The sequence below is a fragment of the Alkalibacillus salilacus genome, from assembly GCF_030812915.1.
Classification (GTDB): Bacteria; Bacillota; Bacilli; order Bacillales; family Alkalibacillaceae; genus Alkalibacillus; species Alkalibacillus salilacus.
The window spans coordinates 233,745-253,943 of sequence record NZ_JAUSTQ010000001.1 but is presented as its reverse complement, the minus strand read 5'-3'; the positions used below and the strand labels follow the sequence as shown (position 1 = coordinate 253,943).

Below are 20,199 nucleotides of genomic sequence, written 5' to 3'. Positions count from 1 at the left end.
GGGTTTATTAATCGTAGATTCCTTATTATATAATTGTTCCTTTTAGTTCATCAAAGACTATGATTAATTTTAATTAAAACTTTTCCTTCATAACTGCGACTTTCAATTAGTTTATGAGCTTTTTCAACATCATTTAAATTAAACACTTGTGCAACAGGGAGAGTAACTTCATTCGATTCAAATAGCTTCAAGACTTTTTTTGCAACAGGTGCTAAACGTTCTGGATTATGCTTTCTAGTTGTCCCTAAACTAAATCCTTTAATATTCCTGCAACTACTATGTACGTCGCTAGTTTTAAAGGTACCCGCCTCACCGCTGCTATTGCCAAATTGGACAAGTGTTCCGAATAATGCTAAACAATCTAAACTATTATTGCTAACCTCACCTGCAACAGAATCAAAAATAACATTAGCTCCTTGATCGTTAGTCAGCTTTAATACTTCCTGTGTGAATGTTTCATAGGTACACACTGTATCAGCTCCTAATGCTTTCACATAATTTTCTTTACCTAAATCTCCTACTGTGCCGATGATGTTCTGGATGCCAGCTAAATTTGCTAACTGTACAAGCATTGAACCTACACCACCAGCTGCACTATGAATAACTATGGTATCTGATTCTTGAACCTGTCCAATTTCAAATAGAAGAATATAAGATAAAATAGACACTGTTGGCATAGTTGCAGCTTTCTCAAGTGGGAGGCTATGAGGAATTTTAAAAACCAATTGTTCATTTGCTACTACATATTCTGCATATGAACCGTTTTTTGGAAAAGCTATTACTCTATCACCTTTTAAAAGTGTGGAATTAGGTGGAGCTTCTTCAATTATTCCTGAAACATCTAACCCTAAAACTAGGGGAAATTCACCTTTTCCTTTATTTCCTGTACGCTTTTTAATATCTGCATAATTTACACTTGTATAGGCTGCTCTTATTAAGACTTCGTTTTCACCTATCTTCGGTATTTCAACATCGGTATATTTTAGTACATCTGCATTTCCATATTCATATTGGACCACGGCCTTCATTTTTTTCATTCCCTTCACTTGTTTAAAATCTAACATTATCTTTTACAATTTTTATTCTGTTCTTTTATAAAGGTCAAATAAGCAAACAGACTTGCTATTTAAATAATTATGCTAAAAATCTCATTAAGGACGACATTCCCAAGGTTCAATAACCCCAACAACATGATTTGACTTGTTATTTTTAATTGCTTCAATAACTCCTTCAGAAATCTCTTTGTTAGTTAGCCATCTTGAGTGGTTCTCCTCAAGAATGAAACCCAGTTGAATAGTGTGATAAATACAATTTTCATGAATGTTTATAGTCTTTTTTAGGTCTTCAAGGTCAGTGCTACTCCCTAGTACATGGAATAAATCCCAATAATAGATTGTATTGGTTAATTCATCAGCAATTATTTCAAGTACACTTTCGGCATTGGAATGAACCCAAGCTACAATAAGATCAATCTTACCGTTTATTTGATAAACCTCCTTTAGCTTGTATCTTAGATCTTTATCTTCTCTGTAATCAACCAATACTGGTGTGATATTGTGCTTACCAGTTCTTTTCATTAAGTTTTCCATTTTACTGTTATCCCTTGCAATTACAGATACATGATAACCGTTCTTTACTAACCAAATCGTTAAATCTGCTAACATTCCAGTACCACCAACTACCAACGCATGCTTCAATTGATCCACTCCCCAGTTTTTAACATTAGTCCCTTAAATAAATAAGAACTACATGATTATGAAAAGTTATCCCCCTAAAATCAGGATATACTTTTAAGGAAGAATATTCTAGCGGAAAATTGTCTTGTTTTATAACAATAATTATGCAGATTCTAAATAGCTTGATCCTTATAGTTGTCTCTGAGGTGGTTTAATTGTTTAAGGTGATTTGGAAAGATAAAAATATACGGTACTACTTACTTGGAGGAGGAACTTCTAAGCTTGGGGATGTTCTATCGGGGATGGCTTTTTTATTTTTGGCTTACGACTTAACAGGATCTAAAGTTCTCACAACTGGTATGGCAATTGCAGAAACCTTACCTTATTTATTGTTTGGCTTAATTGGCGGAGTGACAGCAGACTGGCTACCTAAGAAAAAATTATTAATTGTCTTAGACATGATCCGGATCCCATTAATATTTTCCATTGTATGCCTGTTTTACTTAGAATTACTCTCCTACTCTTACTTGTTAGTTGTTAGTTTTCTTATTCAGAGTATTGGTTGCTTCTTTAATCCGACCCACAGAACGGTCTTGCCTATGATAACAGCAGAAGAAGAAAGAACCGGAGTAAACAGTTTGAATGATACCCTAACTAGAGGGCTGGCTGTGTTAAGTCCATTTCTATCTGTTTGGCTATTAAACAGTTATGGAGCTATCCATTTCTTTACCCTTGATGCTTTAACATACGCAGTTAGTACATATTGTATTTCAAAGCTAAATATAAAGGAAAGAAGGCAGGTAGTTAACAAATCAGTTAAGAAAGTTTATAGCTCTATCGCAGAATTTGCTTATTGGGCTAAAACAAACACTAGTATAAGAAAACTCTTTCTTTTCACTTTTGTAACAGTTTTCTTTAACACATGGGTGTGGGAAGTGGGGCTTTTACTTGCGCTGAGTGAAATGAGTCGCGAGAGTGAAGAATTATACAGTGTTATTCAGGGAGTTTTTGGGGGAGTCGTTATATTAACCAATATTATCCTGCCATTATTCTTAAAGAAAATGACCCTACAGATCTATCTTGTTGGGACAATGATTTGGGGAATGGGGATAGTTTACTATGGTCTCTTTTACGGTATAAACCATTTTTTTATTGGCAGCGCAATAGTAGCAATTGGGTTACCAATTGCTGGACTATCACGCATTTACCTTATTCAATCACTCGTACCTGAAGATAAGATGGGGAGAGCTTTTAGCTTTAATGCAGTTTTATTGTATTTTTCCAATACTATTTCTTTAGGAGTCTACGGTTTTTTAGTATCTTTCATTTCAATCCAAAATCTAATGTTCTTTAGTGGTATTCTAATAATGATAAGCAGTGTTATAGGGTTATTATTTTCCGTGAGTAGAACGAAATTGCGTCGGAGTTTTATTATAAATTTTTCTAAATAAATGATTGTAAGAAGACACACTACTAAAACCATGTTCAAGAGCAATTGTTAAAATTGATTGCTCTGTAAAAATAAGTGCTTGTTGGCTTTTAAATAAGCGATACAGCTGAAGCCATGAATATGGAGATATACCAGTTTCTTCTTTAAATAAGTGAGCGAACTGGTATTTACTCATTCCTGCGACTAGAGACATCTGATCCAACGTCCAATCTTCCTGATAGCTTTCCTTAAGTGCGTCTAATACAGAATTAATATTCTGCTTACTAATTATCTTTGGGAACTGATTTTGGTGTGAACCAGAACCATATTGGAGCATTAAAATAGAGATTTGCGCTAAACTATTTTCAAGGAAAAGTTGCTTGGACATTGGATCGGAATCCTTGTTAATCATTAAGAATTCTCTTATGAATGATGTCCATTGTTGAATCTGGGCATGACGATATGAAAGCATAGAAAATTCAGGTTCCACTATTTTAAATCCTAATTGTTGTGCTGTCTCTTTTAGTAATGATGGTTGTATCTCAACTAAGAATTTTTCCTTTGTAGTCTTTAATTGCTTATGATCAATATTTGGGTTAAAAATGAAAAATTCATTTTGTTGGATAGAAACATAGTTTTGATTTAACTGATATTCAGCTTGCCCATATGGAGAGAAAATAATTTTGTAGCAATCATCGTTTCTCCAGTCTCGTTCATGTAAGCGATCATGGCGCATGAGAAGAAGGCCATTATGGTTGTTTAATATCATTTTTGTCCCGCCGTTCCAAAATTATTATTCTATCATCCACTCTATTTTCAAATTCAAATTGCTTAAATAATTCTTCAACGATTTACTAACACAATTGTCTTTTGTTTATCTCATACTCCCGTTAGTGAAAGTATATTTGGTTATTAATATTAATATTGAAATTTAGATTTAAACACGATTCATATGGTTGTCTTTAAAATCCGTTGGGTACTTTAATCCATATCCAATCATTCTATCCATTCCGATATGGGCAGACCATATTAGACCGATTGCTAAAGCTGTTTGATTCTCTAATAATAGCCCACAAAAGATAACTATAATCACTATTGTAAAAGTATGAAAAAGATTATAAAGCCTTGCACCAATCTGATTATTAATTAAATAACCAAACATTGAAATATCAGGTGCTAACAATAAGATAAAAAATAATAGCCAACTAAATTGACTATATCCGTAAAAATAAAGGCTTAATACAAGGACCGCAAGACCTTCTATATGTAAGAACACTTTATTCAATTTCTCACCCCCCTAGAGTTTTATTTAATCAATATATTGTATTCTTCATTCCGTTAAAACCTTCTGTAACACTAACAACTGTCTTTATCACAATAAGAGTTGCCGAAATGACACCCCCTACTTGCGACCGTTAGTTAAAAAACGTCTTTTAACTTATCTTACCATATACTTGCTAATAATTATAAAATTCACATAATTAAATTCATATTTTAGTGTGCAATTTCAAATAAAAAAAGTAGTTCAATTAAGGGTGCAAACTGTAAATTTGCACTCCAAAATTGAACTACTAAATGATCAATGCTGCTTTTTAATGATTTTTATTTGTTTTTATTAACTGAAGCATCATAAATCGAATTAACGGCTGCTTGTAGAGCTTCATTAAATTGTTCTTTTGTTTGGTTGACGTTCAGCTCTGTTACAAGTGCACGAGAGAAGCTTGCGATTAAACCGATATGGTCTTTAAGACGGTTGTTCGCTTCGTCGCGTGAATAACCACCTGATAGTGCAACAACACGGATAACATTTGGATGATCGATTAATTCTTTGTAATGGTTTGGTACTTCTGGAATAGTTAGTTTAAGCATGACGTATTGATCGTCGTTAAGTGTGTTTAGATGCTTAAGAATTTCGTCTTTTAGCATGTCTTCACATTTTGCTTTGTCAGAGCTGTTAATATCCACTTCAGGTTCGATGATTGGAACTAAGTCAGCTTCAATAATTTGCTTACCAACTTCGAATTGCTGGTCGACAACAGCTTTGATTGCTTCTTCATTCGGTTCATGAACAACGGAACGCATTTTCGTGCCGAAGATATTGCGCTCATTGGCACGACGAAGTGTATCGTCTAAGTCATGAATTGGTTTCATGAGCTGTACGCCGTTTTCTTTGTCAGCTAGTCCTTTGTCGACTTTTAAGAAAGGAACGATGCCTTGGCTAGCTAGGTAGTCAGCTGTGTATTGACCTTCGATTTCGCGGTCCATTGTTTGTTCGAACAGAATAGCACCAAGGATTTGCTCTGAGTTAAAAGCTGGTGATGTGATGATGCGTGTACGCATTTGGTGTACTAAATCAAACATCTCATCTTCGTTTGAGTATTGATCTTCTGTGACGCCATATCCTGCAAGTGCCTTAGGTGTACTGCCACCACTTTGGTCAAGTGCTGCAATAAACCCTTGCCCGTTTTTCATTTTGTCAAAATGCTTTTGATTCATGATATTCACTCCTAAAATACATAATCTTGACTCACGTACTTCCATTTTAACATTGAATAGCTTGAAATGGTACGAGTAAGGTACGAACTTTCGGCTTTTTTTCGTAATTTTATTGTATCATCGATTGCTTTAGACAAAAAATATCATATTTCATAGTGTTTGAATGGGATTTAACATCAATTCTTGTTATGATAATAAAGTAGTTATAATTTTATGACAATACAAGGTGTTTATTGAAGGGGGACGGCCGATTGATTACGTTTGAACATGTATCTAAGCAATTTGAAGATGGTACATTGGCTGTTGATGATATGAATTTCTCGATTGAGAAGGGTGAATTTTTTGTTTTGATTGGTCCGAGTGGTTGTGGCAAAACAACCTCACTTAAAATGATGAATCGTCTCATTCCATTGACGGAAGGAACGATTTTTGTCGATGGGAAACGGATCAGTGATTATGATATTAATGAACTTCGGTGGAATATGGGTTATGTATTACAACAAATTGCGCTATTCCCTCATATGACGATTGAAGAAAATATTTCAGTAGTCCCTGAGTTGAAGCAGTGGAGTAAGGGTGATATCCAGTCTCGTGTAACGGAATTATTACAGATGGTGGGGCTACATCCTGAAACGTATCGCTATCGTTATCCACATGAATTATCAGGTGGTGAACAGCAACGTGTCGGGGTGATAAGGGCACTTGCGGCGGATCCTGATGTAATTTTAATGGATGAACCTTTTAGCGCACTTGATCCCATCAGTCGAGAGAAGTTACAAGATGATTTGATTGAGTTACGTAACCAAATTAATAAGACAATCATTTTCGTGACGCATGATATTGAAGAAGCGATGAAGTTGGGTGATCGTATTTGTCTCATGCAGGAAGGTCAAATGGTGCAATTAGGAACGCCACATGAATTATTGACTGATCCAGCGAATGACTTTGTTAGGCAGTTTGTGGGGGGACCAGAAGGGCTTGAGGTTGGCTTTGACTTGCGCGATATGATTGAACCTGTTGAGTTAAGCGGCGAACCGTCTCATGTGATTGATGTGGGTGCGACATTGGAAGAAACTTTGAGCGCATTATCACAAGATGATTCTATTTATGTCCAAGACGAGAAAGATGTTATAGGGTTAGTTAATCGCCAACATATGATTGACTACGTGGCTTCATCCTTGAATGAAGGAGGAGAACGTCATGTCTGAATTGTGGAATGTGTTTCAAAACAGGCAAGGTGAACTGTGGCAGGCATTAATCGAACATATCCAAATTTCGCTTATTGCTTTGTTTTTCGCTGTATTAATTGCGGTGCCACTAGGAATTTATTTAACAAGGAAAGGGCGTATCTCTGAGCCGATTATTGGTGTAGCTGCAGTAGCGCAAACAGTTCCTTCTTTAGCGTTACTTGGTTTGTTTATTCCATTGTTTGGTATTGGGAAGGTACCTGCTGTGATTGCCTTAGTTCTGTACGCATTATTACCGGTCTTACGTAATACATATACCGGAATTTTGGAAGTGGAACGTTCACTAATTGAAGCGGCGACAGCCATGGGGATGAATACGAGGAAACGGCTGATGAAAGTCGAACTTCCTATTGCATTGCCTGTTATTATGGCCGGTATTCGTACATCAATGGTATTAATTGTTGGGACGACGACGATTGCTGCTTTAATTGGAGCAGGCGGTCTAGGTGACTTAATCTTGCTAGGGATTGACCGTAATGATACAGCATTGATTATTTTAGGAGCGATCCCAGCGGCTTTATTAGCTTTACTGTTTGATCGTTTATTACGCAAAATGGAAACTTTATCATTCAAACAGTCGATCATCTCCATGATTGTGATTGTTTTAATTTCTCTATTATTTATCGTTGTACCATATGTGACAGGACAGGATGACGACACCATTGTCATTGGTGGTAAGCTTGGTACTGAACCAGAAATTTTAATTAATATGTACGAGTTATTAATTGAAGAAGATACTGATTTGAATGTTGAACTTGAAACAGGATTAGGAAAGACTTCATTTGTATTTAACGCCTTAGAAACAGGAAGTATTGATGTGTATCCAGAGTTCACAGGTACTGCGTTGTCACAGTTCTTAGATGAAACAGCTGATAGTAATGACGCTCAAGTCGTATACAATCAAGCGCGTGCTGGATTGTTAGAAGAATATAATATGCGCTTTTTAGAACCAATGGCATATAACAATACCTATACATTGGCGACGACTCAAGAGTTTGCGGATGAATATAATATAGAAACGATTTCTGATTTGCAATCGGTAGAAAATGAGATTGATGCTGGATTCACACTAGAGTTTAGTGATCGTGAAGATGGTTATCTTGGAATTCAAGATGTGTATGGTTTGGAGTTTCCTGATGTTACAACGATGGAGCCTCAGTTGCGTTATAGCGCAATTGAAGAAGGCGATATTAACTTAATGGACGCGTATGCAACCGACGGCGAACTGCGACGCTATAATCTGGTCGTGCTAGATGACGATCAAAACTTATTCCCGCCGTATCAAGGAGCGCCGTTATTGCGTGCAGAAACATTAGACGAACATCCAGAATTAGAGGAGGTCTTAAATCAACTTGGGGGTAAAATTTCTGGTGATAAAATGCGTGAAATGAATTATCAAGTTGGAGCGGAAGGGCGAGCAGCAGAAGAAGTTGCTCGCGAATATTTAGTTGAAGAAGGATTAATAGATGAGTAAGGAGGTCATGATATGAAACAATCAGTCCAGTCGATTATTGATCAACTCGGATTAGAGCCTCACCCAGAAGGAGGCTTTTTCCGAGGGACGTATCAATCAGATTTGACGACAGATGCAAATGGTGCCGAAAGATCGTTATATACAAGCATTTATTTCTTATTGCGGTCACAAGATGTCTCACATTTTCACCGTTTGCAGTCTGATGAACTCTGGTATTTTCATGGTGGTAGCCCACTGTATGTGCATACGATCAGTCCGAATGGCGAGTATCAAAAGCATAAACTTGGTTTGGATTTGGAGAATGGAGAAACGCCGCAGTTATTAGTCCCGAAGCATACTATTTTCGGCTCGTCAGTGGTTGAGGCTGACTCTTATTCTCTCGTCGGTTGCATGGTCGCACCAGGGTTTGATTTTGCGGATTTTGAATTGTTTGATGAAGCGGACTTGTTGGAGCAATATCCAGAGCATGAAGATGTGATTAAGTGGTTAACGCCTGAAGAATAAAGGAATGACAAGCACCAGAATGATGCTTGATTACTGCATCGTTCTGGTGTTTTTATTAGGCTATGTTAAAGTCTGTTGTTGATATTTGATTTGCGGGAACGTATGTTCTTTGATGGGTTTAACTATATAATGGTGGTGATGAATGTGAGAGCAACTGATATTCTTAAAGCCATTCAAAAACTAAATCCAGCAGAAAAGCACCGACTACGAGAGTATTTAATTGATGCACTTACTGCATCTTCTTCGACATGAACTGTTCTGCAAGAGATATCTGAACGCAAAAATGAGAGCGGTAGACTTAAAGGATGGATACAACGTTTTAATAGAGTTGCAACTAAATAACTGAATAGTTACCTTGCTTGGTTTCAGGTGTTAGAATCCATTCAACATCAAAGGAATCCTATTACTATGAATGACTTGATGATTAAAGGGAATTTGATACAAAATATGGAAACATATGATACACTTAGGTTATCTAAATTCACGATATAAACATTACTGCTTGTTCAACTAACGTGGCAGGATTCATCAATAAGATTTTTTATAATGAATTTTTTATAATAAAAGGAAGGTTAAAAGATGAAAAATTTTATTGGCATATTTCTGGCTTGTATTGTTGTTACTTATATCTTTTCATTTTTCTTTCTTGGTCTTATTGTAGAGAATGTTTGGGCTTTAGTTATTTTTGCTGCATTTCTCTTAGCTGTGTTCATTACAGTTTTTATAAGTCAAGAATCCAGGATTGAAGAATTAGAAAAGAAAGTAGAGGAGTTATCAAGTAATAAGCAGGATTAAGAAATGTTTGATATTGTGAATTATTGTACTTAAAGTAACGGGTGCGTTAGTTTAACAAGCCAATGGTATAGAAAATGGAAATTCCATAAATTAGGAGTATCCGTTTTTTATAAGCAATATCAACATTATACTTTAACAGAGCCTTTTATTAAAAAACTTTTCAATGATCAACCTATTGATGTGAAAGGTGAATTCACAATGAATAGAGAACTTCATCGTATTTGTCACTAAGTATTTGGCAATGATCCTGCCAATTTCAAACAAATGTCTATTGTTATTCTTTTTAATAGATAAAAAGCGTATCAGTTTTTCGGAAGCATACGTTTGATCATTCTAATTTGACCACGATGACTGATTTCATCCTCAAATACGTGGAACCAAAGGAAGTAATTATTATAAGGAACTCCATTTCCCCATTCCTTTTCCTCGTATAACCAATCATCGTTTAACTCTTTGAAGCGTGTTAAAGTCTTCTCTCTGACTTTAGATAATTCATCAATATAATAATTGATAGTATTTTTATTAATTGTTTTTCTAGCATCATCACCAAGCACTAATGCAGACTTCCATTTTTTCAGTTCTGCTTCATTAATATCTCGGTTTTCAAAAGATATAACCTGATGTACAAATTCAATTGAGGCGATATGAAGCAAAAGCGAACCTATAGAATTGGAGCTTTCCTCTACCAAATAATCCAATTCTTTTTCACTAAGATCCTTTATTTCTTCCAATGTAACTGCTCTTGTATGCTCTAACATCGATGCAAGTTCACCAACCTTTGGAGAGAAGTCTCCAATGTTTTTAACCCGATAATCAATCATACAATTACCTCCCATCAAGTCTATATAAAAGTTATCAATAAATGTTAAAAAAATAAAGTCTGATATTTTATGGAAATTAATGTTATGATGTAATTAGATACAAAAAAGATAGCTTTGTTACAAGCTAACTTGCAGAGACATCTTTAACAGAAAATGGATTCTTAAGCTAACGAGTAAATTATCTTAATCTGTAACTAATATGACTTAAACATGTGACATCCCGAACTGTTCAATTAAGAAAACGGTTCGGGATGTTTTTTAAGTAAGTAAATAGACGAATATATTATTAAGGCTTAAAAACTAATCTTACTTTTAAATCAATAGTAACTATTATATAATAGGTTGAGAGAGTATAGCTATTATATAAAAACTACAAGTATAGGAAGATTGACATGAGTGATGAACAAAATAATACAGACGTCATCCTAATTGGTGCAGGCATTATGAGTGCTACATTAGGCACAATGTTAAAGGAACTCGCACCAGATTGGAATATTAGGGTGTTTGAACAATTGGATAAACCAGGTGACGAAAGCTCGAACGAGTGGAATAATGCAGGAACAGGACATGCAGCCTTATGTGAGTTGAACTACACAAAGGAACAAGCTGATGGATCAGTTGATATTCAAAAGGCCATTAATATCAATGAGCAGTTTCAGGTGTCTAAGCAGTTCTGGTCTTATCTCGTTAATCGACAGTTATTAGAAGATCCACAAGAGTTTATTATGCCACTTCCACATATGAGTATGGTGCGTGGTCGTGATAATATTGAATTCTTACGGAAACGTTATGAAAAAATGTCTAACCATCCATTGTTTGATACGATGGAGTTTTCTGAGGACCCAGAGCAATTAAAAGAATGGTTCCCGCTTATCTTAAATGGTCGCCAAGATCAAGAACCAATGGCTGCAACGAAGATTGACGGTGGCACGGATGTGAATTTCGGAGCTTTAACGCGTAAGTTGTTTGATCATCTTACGGATCAAGGCGTTGATGTCCAATATAATCAAAACGTCGATGATTTGACTCAAAATGCTGATGGTTCTTGGGATGTGAAAGTTCGTCATCTAAGATCAGGCGATATTCAACATCATTCTGCGAAATTCGTTTTTATTGGTGCAGGTGGCGGAAGTCTGCATTTATTACAGAAGTCTGGTATTCCTGAAAGTAGAGGGATTGGCGGCTTTCCTGTTAGTGGATTATTTATGGTTTGTAACAATCCAGAAGTCATTGAACAGCACCAAGCAAAAGTTTATGGAAAAGCCCCAGTAGGAGCGCCTCCTATGTCGGTACCTCACCTTGATACACGTTATATTGATGGTAAGAAGACATTATTATTTGGTCCATTCGCTGGCTTTTCACCTCGCTTTTTAAAGACAGGTGCTTTAACGGATTTAATAACATCAGTTCGTCCAAGCAACATGTTTACGATGTTATCAGCAGGTGCTAAGGAAATGGGCTTAACGAAATATTTAGTTTCCCAAGTGATGCAATCAAAAGAACAGCGCATGGAAACATTACGTGAGTTTGTTCCTGAGGCGAAAAGTGAGGACTGGGACATTGTTGTAGCTGGTCAGCGCGTTCAGGTGATTAAAGACACTGAAGAAGGCGGTAAAGGCACACTCCAATTCGGAACAGAAGTCGTCAGTTCAAGTGATGGAACGATTTCCGCTTTATTAGGTGCATCACCTGGTGCATCGACGGCCGTGAATGTCATGCTTGAGATTATGGAAAATTGTTTTCCAGATCATATGGATGAATGGAAGCCAAAAATTCAAGAAATGATTCCGTCATACGGTTCGGAGTTGCGAAATGATACAGAGTTGATTCGTCAAGTTCATGAGACGACTGATGAGACACTCGGTTTAAGTGAAAAAACAGTTCACCAATAGTTAATCATAGAAGGCCCTTACGTATTGTCAGTACGTAAGGGCCTTTTGTATGAGCTTTTCATTTATTAGATAAATTTGCTAATTTATGAGATAAATAACTTTAGTTTTGATTTTCAAATGGAGAAGCACTGAGTTGTTGAATTGTGAGTAGCGAAGGTGGCGACTCCTGCGGGAATAGCACGAGACTCGAGACCCCGCAGGCCGCGCTCTTTGGCCGAGGAGGCTCGAGCCGTGCCCGCGGAAAGCGTCCACCGATAGCGGATCACAATTTCAACAACGGACTTTAGTATAACTAAATATTAATTATACCTGCTAACTTTTTGAGATAAATCGACAGGGTTTTGAAATAATCGACCTCAGTTATTTCAAAACTTTAATCAATAATTTAAAAATTTAGCGCGGTGCTCTATTAAAGTTACTGTTAACTAATGACAATAATTTGGACGTGAGTTATAATAAAGTAGTTCTGAATCACCTTTCATATTAGAAAGGGGTTTTTTTGTGATTACATTACATAATGTCAGCAAACAGTTCGAATCGTTCGAAGCGATTAAGGACGTATCATTAAGTATTAAATCAGGCGAAATCTATGGCATTATTGGTGCGAGTGGTGCAGGCAAATCGACGTTGATTCGCATGATGAATTATATCGAAAGGCCTGACGAAGGCAGCGTGGTCATTGATGGCGAAGCGTTAGATCAAGTGAAGCATAAACGAATACGTCACATCCGTCAGTCGTTAGCTATGGTTTTCCAAGGGTACAATCTTGTTGGAAACAAAACGGTGTACGACAATGTCGCGGTGCCGCTTGAATTGTCTAAAGTGCCTAAGCGAGATCGTGCGGAACGCGTATTAGAAAGTTTACGATTTGTCGGCTTAGAAACGTTGAAAAACCAATATCCTGGCCAGTTAAGTGGTGGTCAGAAGCAACGTGTTGCCATTGCGCGTGCATTAGTAAATAATCCGAGTGTTCTCTTGTGTGATGAACCGACGTCGTCATTAGATCCGAATACAACAGCAGAAGTGTTGGATGTATTGAAGCGGATTAATGAGCGATTGGGGGTCACTATTGTGATCGTTAGTCATGAGATGGAGGTTATTAAAAGTCTCTGTCAACGTGTTACGGTAATGGCTGATGGTCAAGTATACGATACAGTAGAGAATAACCCAACAGGCGTCCAGCACATGGAACATAGTGCTGCAGGGTTTGTAGAGCGGCTACGGTCAGGTGGTGACGCAAATGATTCCTGATGTATTAATCGAGTATCAAAGCGAAATTTGGGTGTCCATTGGCGAAACTTTTATCATGGTAGGGTTTGCGATCTTAGCGGCTCTATTAGTAGGTCTTCCAATCGGAACATTCCTGTTTCTGTGTCGTAAAGGCCAGTTGCTCGAAAATCAGATCGCGTTCTCATCACTTAATTTAATTGTTAATCTGATTCGCTCTTTTCCGTTTCTATTGCTTGTTATATTTATGATTCCTTTCACACGATTTGTTATGGGGACGGCAATTGGAACAGCTGCTGCGACTGTGCCAATGATGATCATTGCGAGTGCGCATTATTCCCGACTAGTGGAGCAGTCACTGCTTGATGCGCCAAAGGGTGTTTTGGAAGCAGCCGTGTCAATGGGTGCGTCAATTAAGGATATTATTTTTAAATTTCTTTACGTTGAAGCCAGATCAGCGCTTGTGTTAAGTATGACGACCTCGACGATTAGCTTTATTTCGTATTCAACGATTATGGGTGTTGTTGGTGGTGGCGGAATTGGTGACTTTGCGATTCGTTATGGCTATCAACAATTTCGTACTGATTTGATGATTTATGTCATTATTATAATTTTGGTATTTGTTCAATTTATCCAATATGCTGGCATTACGTTAGCTCGAAAAATTGATAAACGATAAAGGGGAGTTTCTAATGAAAAAATGGTTATTAATCATGATGGTTACCCTTGTGACAGTATTAGTTGCATGTGGTGGCAGTGATGACAACAGTGAAAATGCAGATGAATCAACAAATGAATCTTCAGAAGAAACGAATGAAAGCAATAACAGTGAAGGCGAGACACAAACATTGCGTGTGGCGGCTGTTGAATCACCAATGACAGATGTTGTTGAGATTGCAAAAGAAAACTTAGCTGAAGAGAATATTGAAGTTGAAGTAGTTGAAATGGGTGACTATATTCAGCCGAACGAAGCACTTCAGAACGAAGAAATCGATGCTAACTTTTCTCAGCACGTCCCGTTTATGAAGCAATATAATAACAACCAAGACGCTAATTTAACTGAAGTACAATCGATTTATTTCGCGAATTTTGGTCTTTATGCGAAAGAATATGATAGTATAGAAGCTCTTCCAGATGATGCGACGATTGGAATAGCGAATGATCCATCTAATATTGATCGTTCCCTTCGTTTATTAGCAGCTCATGACCTTATCGAAATGAAGGATACAGACAGCGAACAATATGGGTTAGAAGATGTTAAAGAAGATTCGCATAACTACAGCTTTGAGCAAGCAGGTATTGCGGCATTAGCTCGCTTGTATGAAGATGTTGACGGTGTTATCTTAAATCCAACGCATGCTGGCAATATTGATTTAACACCAGCAGATGATGCACTAGTGACGGAAACGGAAGATAGTAAATTTGCGATTACATTAGTTGCACGTGAAGATAATGCTGACTCAGAACTTATTCAACAATTAGCTGACGCGATGACGAGTGAAGAAGTACGTGAATTTTTAGAATCTCGTGAAGGTGGCGCATCAGTTCCGGCATTCTAATATAATCATGCTTAAAGGTCCCTCTAGCATATAGTGATGCTAGAGGGATTTTTTTGCTTTCAAAAACGATGACATCATATTTGCATTATTTGCTATAACGTCTATTTAATTATGTGTCATCAAATTTGAAAACCTTATATTCAGATAAAAAGGAGCGATGAGTATGCAATATGAAGTAGCAACAATCGTATATGGGGATGTGACAGGTGACGGGGTGTTTGATGCTGTAATCGTGTGGGGATGGCATAAGCCTGATACACCATTTTGGGAGGGATTAACTATTGATGTTCAAAATGGGGTTACAGGTGAGATAGCTCGGCAGCCTCTCAGTCAACCTGAAGGCTATGATCCGAATATTTGGCTTGGCGATGTAACAGGCAATGGCGTGGATGATATTGTGTTAACGATTCAAACAGGAGGCAGCGGTGCCACGATTAATGCATATGTCTTTCAATATGAACAGCAGCGCTTAGCAACGTTATTTGATAGTGAACAATATCAGAATCAATATGCTTATCAAGTCAACTATCAAGATCAATATTTAGTGCATGTTTTAAGTATGAGTAACCAAGAGCTTTATAGTATAGATTTATCGTTGCGACCTAGTGAATATTTAAATGAGATTTATGATCAAGACGGTGTTCTGCTTGAGCCGATTGAGGGATGGGTCAATCCAATGAGTGGGCTATATCCGGTCGATTTTGATGGCGATGGTGTTTACGAATTGATGATTTTACAACGTATTGCTGGGCGTTATAATGCTGATGCGATTGGTTATGTTCAAAACGTGCTGGCTTGGCAAGACAATTATTTTGAACTTAATCAACAATATGTAGAGGTATTCGGTCAACCGAATGCTTAATTCACGTTAAATCTTTATCCCTTTAACGTTTTACCTCAAGATATTCCATAAAGTGAATTTTCGAAAAAATCATTAAATCTTGAATAATTCTAAGCAATCGATACAATATGGTAGCATTTATTAAGTTCCTAAGTCTTAGTTTGGCTCATCACGATTAAGCTTGTTGAATGATGATTAATCAAGCTTAAACCTGTTTGATAAAAAATGGTGCGCTCGTTATGATTAATTATGGAAACAATCGTTAACCAAAAATTGAAAGGAGTCGTTACCATTAACACTCAAACAGCTACTTTGAACCCGGCAGATACACTGGTACTTGAGAAACCAAGTGTTGAAGATGGGTCAGCTATGTGGGAACTTGTTAACAACTCGTCTTTAGATCAGAACTCAGCATACAAATACATTATGATGTGTGAACACTTCGCTGAGACATGTGTTGTAGCGAAGGAAGAAGGCAAAGTGGTAGGCTTTGTTACCGCATTTATACCTCCAGAAAGGCAAGATGTCGTGTTCGTTTGGCAAATTGGCGTCGATTCATCACAACGTGGAAAAGGACTGGCGTCGAAAATATTAAACGAACTGTTTGATCGTGATGCTTGCCGTGATGTCCGCTATTTAGAAGCCACGGTTACTCCAACTAATGAAGCATCCCAAGCTTTATTTAAGAAATTCGCAAAAGAGCATAATACGACTTGTGAAGTATCAGAATGCTTTCCAAAAGAATTATTCCCGAGCGATGAACATGAAGCGGAATTGAGCTTTTTGATCGGGCCAATCGAAAAATAGGCTAGCTATGACTGTTCGTTCGGTGAAGTATTATATATACCAATATACCCGCAGGGGTAATTAAGGGGGATTTGATTGTGACACGTACAGATATGAATATTTTTGAACAATACGAATCAGAGGTGCGCAGTTATTGCCGTAGTTTTCCGACGGTCTTTCATGAAGCTAAAGGCTCTAAAATGTGGGATGAACAAGGGCGTGAATATATTGACTTTTTCTCAGGTGCTGGTGCCTTGAACTATGGACATAATGATGAGCATATGAAAGAAGCATTAATTGATTACATTAAACAAGACGGCATTACGCATTCATTGGATAAAGCGACAACAGCAAAAGGTCAGTTTATTCAAGCGTTTAATGACATTATTTTAAAACCTCGTGAAATGAATTATAAAATGATGTTCCCAGGTCCAACTGGTACAAATGCTGTTGAGAGTGCATTAAAGCTCGCGCGTAAAGTGACGGGCCGCACTGATGTTATTAGTTTTACGAACGGTTTTCACGGTATGACAATCGGTTCTTTATCGGTAACAGGTAATGCAATGAAGCGTAAAGGTGCAGGTGTTCCGCTTGAACACGCGGTAACAATGCCTTATGACCGTTTTATTAGTGAAGATCTCGAAACGTTAGAGTATCTAGAGCGTTTCTTAGAAAACGGAGGTAGTGGCGTTGATATTCCAGCAGCGATGATCGTAGAAACGGTGCAAGGTGAAGGCGGTATTAACGCAGCGCGCTTTAAATGGTTGAAGAAATTAGATGAGATTTGTAAACGTTGGGATATTCTATTAATCGTTGATGATATTCAAGCAGGAATTGGACGTACAGGTGCATTCTTCAGTTTTGAAGAAGCAGGAATTGAACCTGATATTGTCTGCTTATCAAAATCATTAAGTGGTTACGGCTTACCACTAGCGATTATGCTAAGCAAGCCTGAACTTGATATTTGGCAGCCTGGTGAGCATAACGGAACATTCCGTGGTAACAACCACGCATTTGTTACAGCAACAGCTGCACTTGATTATTGGAAAGACGACCAGTTCGAAGCATCGATTAAACAAAAGGCTGATATGACGCATGAATTCTTACATCGTCTAGTTAAAGATTATCCAGAACTAAAAGGCACGGTGAAAGGTCGTGGCTTGATGGTTGGGATCGCGTGCGAAGATGATGGCATGGCAGAAAAAGTGGCAGCTCAAGCGTTTGAACTCGGCTTAATTATGGAGACAGCTGGTGCGAATGATGAAGTATTTAAGTTATTCCCAGCCATGACAATTAGCAAAGATGAATTGAAACAGGGTCTAGCGATTATTGAAGAAAGCGTGAAGAAATTAGTGAAAGAGCCTGTATTAAACTAAATAATAGCGTAAAGTCTGACGTTCAACTAAATGGTTGCGTCAGACTTTTTTATGGTTTGTTGAAACCAAGTATCCCAAGACTTTTGGTTTAAATTATGAAGACGTCCAGATGTAAGTGGCATGGTATCAGGTGAAATACCAGCACCGCCTATTGCTATTTCCAGTTCTGGATCATGATGAATAAATTGTTCGAGCTTTTCTTTTAATTTATTGAGTTGCTCCTCGTGAGGATACGTAAGAGAAGTCACTAATAATTTAATATCATTTGTCTGAAGTACATGCGTGACGTGGTCCAATGGTGTATTAGGCCCTAAATAAAGAACTTCCATCCCTTGTTTTCTTAAAAACAAACTAAACGTGAGCAGGCCAATATGATGGAGTTCATTTTCAGGTGTAAAGGCAAGAGCTTTTGGTAGTGAATGATCGATAGGTAATATGCGTAAAATTTCTGTGCATCGTTGCATGATGAATTCCGAAGCAAAATGTTCTTGAGCAATGGATAATGTGCCCTTCTCCCACTCATTCCCGACCCGATGTAAAATCGGCATGAAAATATGGTGGATGACATCTTCATAATCATATTGAGAAAAAGCAAGGTTAATTGTATCATTCGCTTCTTTCGTATTGAACCCAGTTAGATGATTATAAAGTGTGTAAATCGTATCTGAATAATGACTGTTATCATTGGCGTAAGCAGAGGTTATTTCACCATCTTGCTCTTCCCACAGTCTCACTGCATCACTAATTTTATAACTCTCAAATTCAGTTTTATACTTAAGCCATTTTAACAACCGAACATCATCGTCACTATATATTCGATGCCCGCCTTCGCTTCTAGAAAGTGAGACGATCTGATAACGGTTTTCCCAGGCACGAATGGTGACTGTTGGGATTCCTGTTAACTCTGCTACTTTTTTAATGGAGTACATAATCCCTCACCTCACATTTATTATACATAAATTATACAGAATAAAGCAAAATAACTTCAATTATTTTAAACATCTGATGAGGTGTGTTTAATATTTAGAAAGGCGTATGACTTTAAGAATTATACAAATCCTAAACTCGATTTGTGATCTTAAATTCTCTTTTTATAACGATTGCAGGTTAAGATTCTGCAGAGGTCAAGATATGGATGAACTCTTTCAATATCCTTGCTGTAAGCCCCCAAATCACCCGATTTTGGTAATAATAAAAATGTTCTTCAATTTGAAAGGTTTGTTTCATATAAAGTGATTGATTCGGGACATCGCTTATAGGAAATGATTCGTCGGGTTCAATCGCCATGTTCATATAATGAATGGTTGGCTCGTTTTGTAAAAAGAAGTGAAGAGGAACAGTAAAGACATCGTCAACTTCACCAGGATTAAGCTCAAATGATGACTCAGATGTATTTGTTAATAGACCAACATATACATGCACGTTCAATCCAAAGGGTGTTTGTACCCATCCGAGTGATTGGGTATAACGAAGCTTATCTTGATCAACTCCCAGTTCTTCATTAAGTTCACGTAAAGCAGCCTCGTTCGTGCTGTCATCATCTTCATCCACTCGTCCCCCAGGGAAGCAAATCTCACCAGGTTGAGTTCTCATGGTTTTTGATCGGACTTCGAAGAGTATATGCAAACCATCATCTTTTTCAATTAGTGGCAAAATGACAGCTGTTTCACGTGGTTTATGTGGTCCTAATGATTTGGGTTGGTGATGTTTTAGAATGTGATGAATATTGTCTGCTTGCATTATAATCCCCTTTCTTCCTGCTACTTCTAGAATAACGGATTCATAATTAGTTTGCATGAACTTTGATGTGAAATCAGATGATGTCGCATAATGGCATCTGTTGTCGTATGCGGGAGATATTTCCCACTCAATGATGTTGGAACCTGGCGACAATTGTCAGGTTAACTTGTCTTAGTTTTATCTTTATGTTAAGGTTTTGAACGTATGTCGCTAGTATACCATTAAAATATTGGTCAAGGATTCCCTAGTATGTGAACAGTGCAACTATTTTTAAAAGAAATGTTTTATAACGTTAAATAGGGGTATAACATTATGTATATCATACTTGAAGTGACA

Annotated in this window: 20 protein-coding genes and 1 pseudogene; 13 read left to right on the top strand and 8 right to left on the bottom strand. The window is 37.3% G+C overall.

What is annotated here, in order from left to right; translation table 11 throughout:
• Positions 1-50: 50 nt before the first annotated feature.
• On the bottom strand, positions 51-1,064 hold the full coding sequence (locus J2S77_RS01285) for a quinone oxidoreductase family protein (protein WP_306973916.1): 1,014 nt from the start codon (positions 1,062-1,064) through the stop codon (positions 51-53).
• 87 nt (positions 1,065-1,151) lie between these two features.
• Positions 1,152-1,706, bottom strand: coding sequence for a short-chain dehydrogenase (locus tag J2S77_RS01280; protein WP_306973914.1), 555 nt, complete (start codon positions 1,704-1,706; stop codon positions 1,152-1,154).
• A 194-nt stretch (positions 1,707-1,900) separates the two neighbouring features.
• On the opposite strand from J2S77_RS01280, the gene J2S77_RS01275 reads away from it, so the two are divergent.
• Positions 1,901-3,127, top strand: coding sequence for an MFS transporter (locus tag J2S77_RS01275; protein WP_306974206.1), 1,227 nt, complete (start codon positions 1,901-1,903; stop codon positions 3,125-3,127).
• Here J2S77_RS01275 and J2S77_RS01270 read toward each other — a convergent pair.
• The 3 genes from J2S77_RS01270 to J2S77_RS01260 form a co-directional block, all read right to left on the bottom strand.
• On the bottom strand, positions 3,068-3,874 hold the full coding sequence (locus tag J2S77_RS01270; RefSeq protein WP_306973912.1) for a helix-turn-helix transcriptional regulator: 807 nt from the start codon (positions 3,872-3,874) through the stop codon (positions 3,068-3,070). The genes J2S77_RS01275 and J2S77_RS01270 overlap by 60 nt on opposite strands.
• Before the next feature lie 168 nt (positions 3,875-4,042).
• The gene (locus tag J2S77_RS01265; protein ID WP_306973910.1) at positions 4,043-4,390 is read right to left on the bottom strand and encodes a DUF4260 domain-containing protein; all 348 of its coding nucleotides are present in this window, start codon (positions 4,388-4,390) and stop codon (positions 4,043-4,045) included.
• 317 nt (positions 4,391-4,707) lie between these two features.
• A complete protein-coding gene (locus J2S77_RS01260; protein WP_306973908.1) occupies positions 4,708-5,601 on the bottom strand; it encodes a fructose bisphosphate aldolase in 894 nt (297 codons plus the stop codon).
• A gap of 251 nt (positions 5,602-5,852) precedes the next feature.
• On the opposite strand from J2S77_RS01260, the gene J2S77_RS01255 reads away from it, so the two are divergent.
• From J2S77_RS01255 to J2S77_RS01235, 5 genes and pseudogenes are all read left to right on the top strand, one after another.
• Positions 5,853-6,809 (top strand): ABC transporter ATP-binding protein, encoded by a 957-nt coding sequence (locus J2S77_RS01255; protein ID WP_306973905.1) that lies wholly within the window; start codon positions 5,853-5,855, stop codon positions 6,807-6,809.
• Positions 6,802-8,322 (top strand): ABC transporter permease/substrate-binding protein, encoded by a 1,521-nt coding sequence (locus tag J2S77_RS01250; protein ID WP_306973904.1) that lies wholly within the window; start codon positions 6,802-6,804, stop codon positions 8,320-8,322. The genes J2S77_RS01255 and J2S77_RS01250 overlap by 8 nt, the downstream gene beginning before the upstream one ends.
• 12 nt (positions 8,323-8,334) lie before the next feature.
• Entirely contained in the window at positions 8,335-8,826 is a 492-nt protein-coding gene (locus J2S77_RS01245; protein WP_306973902.1) for a cupin domain-containing protein, read from the top strand.
• Positions 8,827-9,114: 288 nt separating this feature from the next.
• Positions 9,115-9,318: pseudogene (locus J2S77_RS01240) on the top strand (IS1595 family transposase); the annotation flags it as partial.
• A gap of 87 nt (positions 9,319-9,405) precedes the next feature.
• Entirely contained in the window at positions 9,406-9,621 is a 216-nt protein-coding gene (locus J2S77_RS01235; protein ID WP_306973900.1) for a hypothetical protein, read from the top strand.
• Between the two features lie 302 nt (positions 9,622-9,923).
• Here J2S77_RS01235 and J2S77_RS01230 read toward each other — a convergent pair whose 3' ends face one another.
• A complete protein-coding gene (locus J2S77_RS01230) occupies positions 9,924-10,442 on the bottom strand; it encodes a DinB family protein (protein ID WP_306973898.1) in 519 nt (172 codons plus the stop codon).
• A 392-nt stretch (positions 10,443-10,834) separates the two neighbouring features.
• Between J2S77_RS01230 and J2S77_RS01225 the strand changes: the two genes are divergently transcribed.
• The 7 genes from J2S77_RS01225 (at position 10,835) to ectB (ending at position 18,123) form a co-directional block, all read left to right on the top strand.
• Entirely contained in the window at positions 10,835-12,334 is a 1,500-nt protein-coding gene (locus J2S77_RS01225) for a malate:quinone oxidoreductase (protein ID WP_306973897.1), read from the top strand.
• Between the two features lie 501 nt (positions 12,335-12,835).
• Positions 12,836-13,585, top strand: coding sequence for a methionine ABC transporter ATP-binding protein (locus J2S77_RS01220; protein ID WP_306973895.1), 750 nt, complete (start codon positions 12,836-12,838; stop codon positions 13,583-13,585).
• Positions 13,578-14,240, top strand: coding sequence for a methionine ABC transporter permease (locus tag J2S77_RS01215; RefSeq protein ID WP_306974204.1), 663 nt, complete (start codon positions 13,578-13,580; stop codon positions 14,238-14,240). Before J2S77_RS01220 ends, J2S77_RS01215 begins: the two co-directional genes overlap by 8 nt.
• Positions 14,241-14,253: 13 nt before the next feature.
• Positions 14,254-15,120: a MetQ/NlpA family ABC transporter substrate-binding protein gene (locus J2S77_RS01210; protein ID WP_306973894.1), complete on the top strand. Its 867-nt coding sequence runs from the start codon at positions 14,254-14,256 to the stop codon at positions 15,118-15,120.
• A 163-nt stretch (positions 15,121-15,283) separates the two neighbouring features.
• Positions 15,284-15,982 carry a YybI family spore inner coat protein gene (locus tag J2S77_RS01205; protein ID WP_306973892.1) on the top strand — a complete coding sequence of 233 codons (699 nt, stop codon included), beginning with the start codon at positions 15,284-15,286 and terminating at the stop codon, positions 15,980-15,982.
• Between the two features lie 228 nt (positions 15,983-16,210).
• Positions 16,211-16,768: a diaminobutyrate acetyltransferase gene (gene ectA, locus J2S77_RS01200; protein ID WP_306973890.1), complete on the top strand. Its 558-nt coding sequence runs from the start codon at positions 16,211-16,213 to the stop codon at positions 16,766-16,768.
• A 77-nt stretch (positions 16,769-16,845) separates the two neighbouring features.
• Positions 16,846-18,123 (top strand): diaminobutyrate--2-oxoglutarate transaminase, encoded by a 1,278-nt coding sequence (ectB, locus tag J2S77_RS01195; RefSeq protein WP_306973889.1) that lies wholly within the window; start codon positions 16,846-16,848, stop codon positions 18,121-18,123.
• 26 nt (positions 18,124-18,149) lie between these two features.
• Here the strand turns inward: ectB and J2S77_RS01190 are convergent, their stop codons facing one another.
• Positions 18,150-19,052, bottom strand: coding sequence for a MerR family transcriptional regulator (locus J2S77_RS01190; RefSeq protein WP_306973887.1), 903 nt, complete (start codon positions 19,050-19,052; stop codon positions 18,150-18,152).
• A gap of 178 nt (positions 19,053-19,230) precedes the next feature.
• On the bottom strand, positions 19,231-19,863 hold the full coding sequence (locus J2S77_RS01185; protein WP_306973885.1) for an NUDIX hydrolase: 633 nt from the start codon (positions 19,861-19,863) through the stop codon (positions 19,231-19,233).
• Between the last annotated feature and the right edge of the window lie 336 nt (positions 19,864-20,199).